Annotated in this window: 7 protein-coding genes; 5 read left to right on the forward strand and 2 right to left on the reverse strand. The window is 63.3% G+C overall.

The window, feature by feature from the left end; all coding sequences use genetic code 11:
• Nucleotides 1–237 precede the first annotated feature (237 nt).
• The 5 genes from JHW41_RS07450 to JHW41_RS07470 all read left to right on the forward strand — a co-directional run bounded on the left by JHW41_RS07450 (nucleotide 238) and on the right by JHW41_RS07470 (nucleotide 3,061).
• A complete protein-coding gene (locus tag JHW41_RS07450) occupies nucleotides 238–474 on the forward strand; it encodes a hypothetical protein (protein WP_250449499.1) in 237 nt (78 codons plus the stop codon).
• A 404-nt stretch (nucleotides 475–878) separates the two neighbouring features.
• Nucleotides 879–1,292 (forward strand): hypothetical protein, encoded by a 414-nt coding sequence (locus JHW41_RS07455; RefSeq protein ID WP_250449500.1) that lies wholly within the window; start codon nucleotides 879–881, stop codon nucleotides 1,290–1,292.
• Between the two features lie 48 nt (nucleotides 1,293–1,340).
• Complete coding sequence (locus JHW41_RS07460) at nucleotides 1,341–1,607, forward strand: hypothetical protein (protein WP_250449501.1); 267 nt, start codon at nucleotides 1,341–1,343, stop codon at nucleotides 1,605–1,607.
• Nucleotides 1,608–1,875: 268 nt separating this feature from the next.
• Nucleotides 1,876–2,388 (forward strand): hypothetical protein, encoded by a 513-nt coding sequence (locus JHW41_RS07465; RefSeq protein ID WP_250449502.1) that lies wholly within the window; start codon nucleotides 1,876–1,878, stop codon nucleotides 2,386–2,388.
• Between the two features lie 391 nt (nucleotides 2,389–2,779).
• Nucleotides 2,780–3,061, forward strand: coding sequence for a hypothetical protein (locus tag JHW41_RS07470; protein ID WP_057948465.1), 282 nt, complete (start codon nucleotides 2,780–2,782; stop codon nucleotides 3,059–3,061).
• Between the two features lie 238 nt (nucleotides 3,062–3,299).
• On the opposite strand, the gene JHW41_RS07475 is transcribed toward JHW41_RS07470, so the two are convergent.
• Together JHW41_RS07475 and JHW41_RS07480 are read right to left on the reverse strand one after the other, a co-directional pair.
• Nucleotides 3,300–5,513: a TonB-dependent siderophore receptor gene (locus JHW41_RS07475; RefSeq protein WP_250449503.1), complete on the reverse strand. Its 2,214-nt coding sequence runs from the start codon at nucleotides 5,511–5,513 to the stop codon at nucleotides 3,300–3,302.
• A 346-nt stretch (nucleotides 5,514–5,859) separates the two neighbouring features.
• Nucleotides 5,860–6,078, reverse strand: coding sequence for an MbtH family protein (locus JHW41_RS07480; RefSeq protein ID WP_057948463.1), 219 nt, complete (start codon nucleotides 6,076–6,078; stop codon nucleotides 5,860–5,862).
• Between the last annotated feature and the right edge of the window lie 99 nt (nucleotides 6,079–6,177).

Genomic DNA, 6,177 nt, shown 5'->3' on the forward strand with positions numbered 1-6,177 from the left:
GGTGGCGCTGTTCTTCGCTGACCATCATTTGGAGTTCTGCGAGGTCCGAGCGCTGGGTGTCGGGCGCGACCGGCGGCTCGATTTTTTTTGTCTCATGCGCAAGCGCTTGATCGTGTGGGCAAATGTATGTCGGGAGGCAGTGCCTGGAGTCGATCGGTGTAGGCTTGATGGGCGTTCGCAAAACTCGAATTGAAATAGGGGAAGCTGATCATGGGTGACACGAAATGGAGAGGGCCGATGATTCTGCTTCTCTACACGCTCAATTTTGTACGGTCTTGGGATGATCAGTACGCCAAAACTCTGCATATGGTCAAAACCGGATCTGGCATCATCTATTCTCCGGAGGAGTTGAAGTTTGCCATAGAGGAAGCGCTTCGATCTTCGGAAGACCTGCAGGCTTGGGGGCGATTGCCGCATTCAGACGAGGTTCTTCGGGACTTTTTCTCCAGGATTTTGCGGGGCCTTTCGAACTGATTATTTGAGCCGTCTTGATTCTGCAGGCGTTGCTAGCGGCAGTATGGCGTGGCGAACCCGAATCCGGCCTTCTCCTATACTCGGATCCGATCCTCATTCGGGCGTTCCTCATGACGGTTCGGCCAAGTCGGCCTGAGACAGCGCTTCCATCGCGCCCCCGAAACACGTGGATGCGGGAGGCGCCACGCGCGATGTCGGGCGCCAGCGAGTACGGCTTCGGAGACCTGGCGGATATAACGCGAGGCTTCACGCAGCGTGGCTGGTCAGCTGCCGCGCTATTTCAGCGTCAGCCATTGGCTTGATCAAGAGTTGCGCTCTCACGTGCTGCCAGGGCAAGCTAAGGCCTGACGATTCATTCAAGCCGAATCCGCTTTGCGACTCGGCCTTGCTCAGGCGGCCGGCTCATGGAAAATCGCCACTACCTTGCGGTTAGTGAACTGCCGGTCGGATTTATCTATCCCGCCGCGTACAGAGCTCTCGTGGATGCATGCCCCCCGGATGTCGCAGCCATACCGGGCCTTCCGCCATGGATATTCTCTGGCAATCTGGCTTGGGCGGCCCAGGAATCACTGGACATGTTCGGATTGGCCCTGGTGCCTTTCGCGCAGGCTGTGCAGCAGGATTTGCTTGCCTATTTCGTCGCAGACGGCGGTTCCAGGGTGGTGCTTGCAAATCCTTGGGAATCCGACGAGAGATTTAGATATTACCGAGAGTTTGCAGGCTTCGATGCTTGGCTGGACTTCGCCAGATCCTACTCCGCTGATTTTCTCGTCCGGAATCCGGAGCGCAGCTTCGAGTCGGCATGGTTCCGGGAATGAAGCCCAGTCATTCATTTGTGGCCGTAATTTAACGGACGGGAGGTGGTGATGCGCACTGAAGAAAGATGGCGAGGGATCTTTACCTTGCTGGTGTATGGTCTTATCGGTGTTAGAGATCTCGAAAGCTTCTTTCCAAGAACTCTTGCCAAGGTGAAGAATGGGGAGGGGATTATTTTTTCCCCGGAGGAGATGCGGCACGCGATTGAGATGGCGCTCAACTCATCGGAGGATCTGACAAAGCTCGAAGGTGTCCTTCACTCGGACGAGGATATCCGCCGATATTTTTCGAAGGTCCTGGAGCACCTTCCGGATTGATCGCCTGGTTTGGTCCGGGGCTGCGAATTTTTCCCCTCGCACGTCCCCTTGCCATCCCCGGTTGCGCCTTGTCGCCCGCCTAGAGGTTCTGCAAGACCTTTGCGAAATACTCACGAAGAGTTGCGTTGGAATAAGGCAGGTCGCCCAATCCGTCGGCCAGTTCAGCTAGGTCGACCGAAGAGTTCAGCACCCTCTCGATGGCTAGCTTCACATCTTCGGGCGAGAACTTGCCGAAGCCTGTCCGGGCCATGTGCAAAGTTCTCGGGAGATGCTTTTCCAGATCCCTTACGAAAAGCAGCGAGTACAGTATCGCTATTGTCGGCCCGTACCAACTTCTATCGTCCGTCATTCTTCTCAGTGTCCATGCGAAATCGATGGCGCCGAGTATGCCAAAAACGGCCCCGTGCGCGCTGGTGGCAACCCTATGCGCAACCGAAGCGAAGGCAAAGAGATGCACGAATTCGACCTGGAACTCAATGAGCTTTTCGAGCGATCGGTGCATCGCTTGCGAGCGGCGGAGGTCTTTGATGCTGAGGCGTTCTCGTTGCTGTTTGCGCACATCAGCAGAAAGGCCTCTCTGCTTGCCGACGAATACGTGGTTTCGAAGCAGGTGTTGGCGAGCCTGGTCGGCGCAAGGGATTCGATACGGAATTCCGCGCCGTTTCTGCCCGAGTCGGCCAATAGTCTGGAATTGGCTGATGAGTTCGAACTCCTTCTTTCCATGATCGCGCTCGGCATAGACCCCGCGATGCGAGTCGGTGGGAGCCCACGGATTACTTGAGGCGAGATTGGCGCTAGCTGACGCAGAGTGCGCAGCAGGTGCAAGTAAGGCCTCCGCCCATGCTGGGGTCCGCATCATCCCATCACGACGATGAGTTGCAGGCGAGGCCTGAGCGGCTTTTGGTCACGCGCGGGAAGAAGCGATAGGGGCATCCTCGGGATCGCAGCACGTGCTACGGTTCCAGCGCGGAGAGAACACGATCCCGTTCGTCGATGGCCGCCCCGTCCGTCGTCGACCGATCTGGCGCAACGATACGAAAGCCGCGCCCGCATTCGGGCGAAACGCAGCAGATCGCGGCATGGGTCTCGGTTTACGCCATCTGCATCGATCGGATTAATACGTCCGTCACGTTTACTCCGCAGCCTTCGAACTTCACCTGCAAGGAGCATGTATGAAGATGAACAAGTATCGCGCCGTCGGCGCCGCCGTTCTGATGTCGATGGTGTTCAGCGGTGCCGCGCTCGCGGCCCGGCACCACTATCAAGTCATCGGCGAGGGCTATGGTCACGACCGCGACCAAGCCTATGAAGCCGCCTCCTACTACGCGAACCGCAGCTGCTACCTGGGCTGGGGCGAGTCCACCCAGGAAGAGACCATCCTGGTCGAGGAATTCCAGCCGTCGAGCGGCTACTGGTACGTGAAGCTGTCCCTGGGTTGCTTCTCGGACGACTGAGCGCGCGATCCGACTCGATTCGTCGGAAGGCCGCGGCAAGCCAGATAGCGTCCGGCCCGGGCCCAGGCGGCTGAATCCGCCTGGGCCTGTTCTTTGTGCGGCCACCCGTGGGCGCCAACGGTTTCTCCACGGACGTGGACAAGCAAGGACTCGCTGCGCGGGAATCGCAAGGCCGGCCCCGATGACGTCATGCCTCGGCAAGCGCGGTGAGCCGGGCAACACCCGGGCGCCGCGGTTCTCAGAACTTCCACTGCACGCTGGCCACCACCGTCCTGGGCTCGCCGAACGCGGTGCGGTCGCTGCTGGCGCCGCCGGGGATGTAGCGCTTGTCGAACAGGTTCTTGAAGTTCAGGCGCGCATCCCAGCGCGCGGCCTCGTACGAGAGCGCGGCGTCGACGGTGGTGTAGCCCTTGAGCCGGAACGGTCGCTGGTACACCGGATCGAGCGGTTCGTAGTTGTTGGCCAGGCGCTCGCTCTCGGCGTGCGCGCCCAGGGCGATGCCCAAGCCGCTGAGCGGGCCGGCAGGCACGGTATAGCGCGCCCACAGATTGGCGCTGTGGCGCGGCACGCCGGCCAGGCGCGCGCCCGCGGGCAGCGCCTGATCGCGGACGATTTCGGCCTGGGTCCAGGCATAGGCGAAGCTCAATTCCCAATCGGCGCGCGGCCGCCATTGCCCTTCCAGTTCCAGGCCGCGGCTGCGCTGCTCGCCGCGGGTCACATAGAAATTGGGATGTTGCGGATCTTCGCTGGCCATGTCCTGGCGGGTCAGCTCGAACATCGACAGCATCGCGACGATGCGGCCGTCGTGCGGCGCCAGCTTGAGGCCGATCTCGTTGTTGACGCCGCGTTCGGGCGGCAAGGCGCTGCCGTCGAAACTGCGGTAGCTGCCTTGCGGCGCGAAGGAACGCGAATGGTTGAGATACACCGCCAGCTCCGGGCGCAAGGCGTAGGTCAGGCCGGCGCGCGGACTGAACTGGCGATCTTCGACGCGGCCGGCGCCGACGCCGCTGGAGGCGACGTCCCAGCGCCCGCCCAAGGTCAGCGTGGTGCGTTCGCCGATCTTGGCGTGATCCTGCAGATAGATGCCGCGTTGGCGCGCGGCCTGATCGTAGCGGGTGTCGTCGACGAACGCCGGCCGCAAGCCGCTGCGGCCGTACACCGGGGCGAACACGTCCAGGTCGTACGGCCCCGGATCGAAGGTGTTGGTGTAGCTGGAACGGCGTTCGCTGTAGTCGTAGCCCAGCAACCAGCGGTGCTCCACCGCGCCCGTGCTCATGGTCCAGGACAGGCTGGTGTCGGAGCGCAGATCGTGGCCCCGCTCCTCATACGGGCCGTAATAGAACCGTCCGAACGTGCGCAGGTCCGGGCTGACGCCGGCGACGAACAGCCAATGGTCCCAGCGGTCGTGGAATTCGGAGTACCGCACCGACTGGCGCAGTACCAGACGCTCGCTGAAACGGTGTTCGAAGCTGTAGCCCAGCGCGTCGTAATCGCGGTTCTGCTCCGCCGGCGCGTCGCGCTCGTTGATCGCGAGGTGGCGCGGCAGACGGCCGTGGGGATTCGCCAGCGCGCTGCCGTAGGCGGGGATCGGCGACCACGGATTGATCCGGTCGCGCTGCCAGGTGCCGAGCACGGTGATCGAGGTCGCTTCGCCGATGTTCCAGGTCAGCGACGGCGCCAGATACTTGCGCTGCGCACCGGAGAAATCGACGAAGAAATCCTGGTCGCGATAGACGGCGTTCAAGCGCGCGAGCACCCGGCCGTCGCGATCGAGCGGGCTGTTGGCGTCGATGCCGACTTCGCGCAGGCCGTAGGAGCCGGCGGCCAGATCCAGCGTAACGAAGCGCTGCTCCTGCGGCCGTTTGCTGACCAGATTGACCAGTCCCGACAGCGGTCCTTGCCCATACAGGCCCGAAGCTGGCCCCTTGACCACCTCCACGCGATCCAAGCCGCTGAGCTCGGTCGTCGCCATCGAATTCGACCACAACAGGCCGTCCAGATAGGTCGCGTCGGCCGAGGCATTGAAACCGCGGATATTGAAACCGTCGAAGAAGCCGTAGACGTCGTTGCTGGTGACGCCGGCGACGTTGCGCAGCGCTTCGCCGAGGCGGCGCGCGCCCTGCGCGTCGAGGGTTTCGCGGGTGACGGTCGACACCGCCTGCGGCGTTTCCAGCGCCGGCGCATCGAGCTTGAGCGCGGCGCCGGCCTCGCGGCGGCGCTGGCCGCGCACCACCACTTCGTCGAGGGTGACCGCCGTGCCGGTCGCGGCGTCGGCGGCGGGCGCCACTTCGGCCTCGGCGGCGCGGGCGCGCAGGCCCGGCGCCAAGGCGGTGGACAAGGCGAGCGCGAGCGCGCTGCCGCGGCGCGTGTTCGCAGCCAGCCGCGCGCGTGCGCGCGCCTTGGGCGCCACGGGAATGGTCGCGGCGAACGGATGGGAAAGGGACAGACGCATGACGGGCTCCGAGAAGGAAAGCGCCGTCTGCCGCTCGGGCCTGAGGCCGCCGGGCACGTGTGCGTGGATGCGCCGCGCGGGTTGCGCGGCGCGCGAATCATAGGCCAAGCGCCGAAGCCATCGCAAATCCCGGCCTCGGCAGGCTGGGCTGGGGCTCGCCGCTGCCCAGGGCTATCTTCCCTGGGGGCGAGGGTTGCGAGGCGAGCCGCCCCGTTCGATCCCGGATGCCGATGGCGAAGTCGGTACTCGCGCCCAGGCCGCGCCCACCAACAAAAAGGGCCTGCCAGAAGCAGGCCCTTCGTCTTTCCAATCTAGCCGATCGGGATTGCGAGCCGCTCGGCCGCGCTCAACCCACCCGCGCGTCGTCCAGCGCCGCCAGACTGGCCGGCCGCATATCCGTCCAGTTCTGCTCGACGTAATCCAGGCAGGCCTGCCGCTGCTCCGGCCCGAAAACGGTGCGCCAGCCGGCGGGGACTTCGGCGAATTCGGGCCACAGCGAGTGCTGGTTTTCGTCGTTGACCAGGACGAGGAAGGTGCCGTTGTTGTCTTCGAAGGGGTTGGTCATGGCGTACTCCGGTTGAATATGAATGGCGATGCGGGGATGGGAACGGGCTTGCGACGATGGTGCCGCAGTCGTGTTTCCGGCGGTGTTATGCGCGTCACG

The sequence above is a fragment of the Lysobacter enzymogenes genome, assembly GCF_023617245.1.
GTDB classification, from domain to species: Bacteria; Pseudomonadota; Gammaproteobacteria; order Xanthomonadales; family Xanthomonadaceae; genus Lysobacter; species Lysobacter yananisis.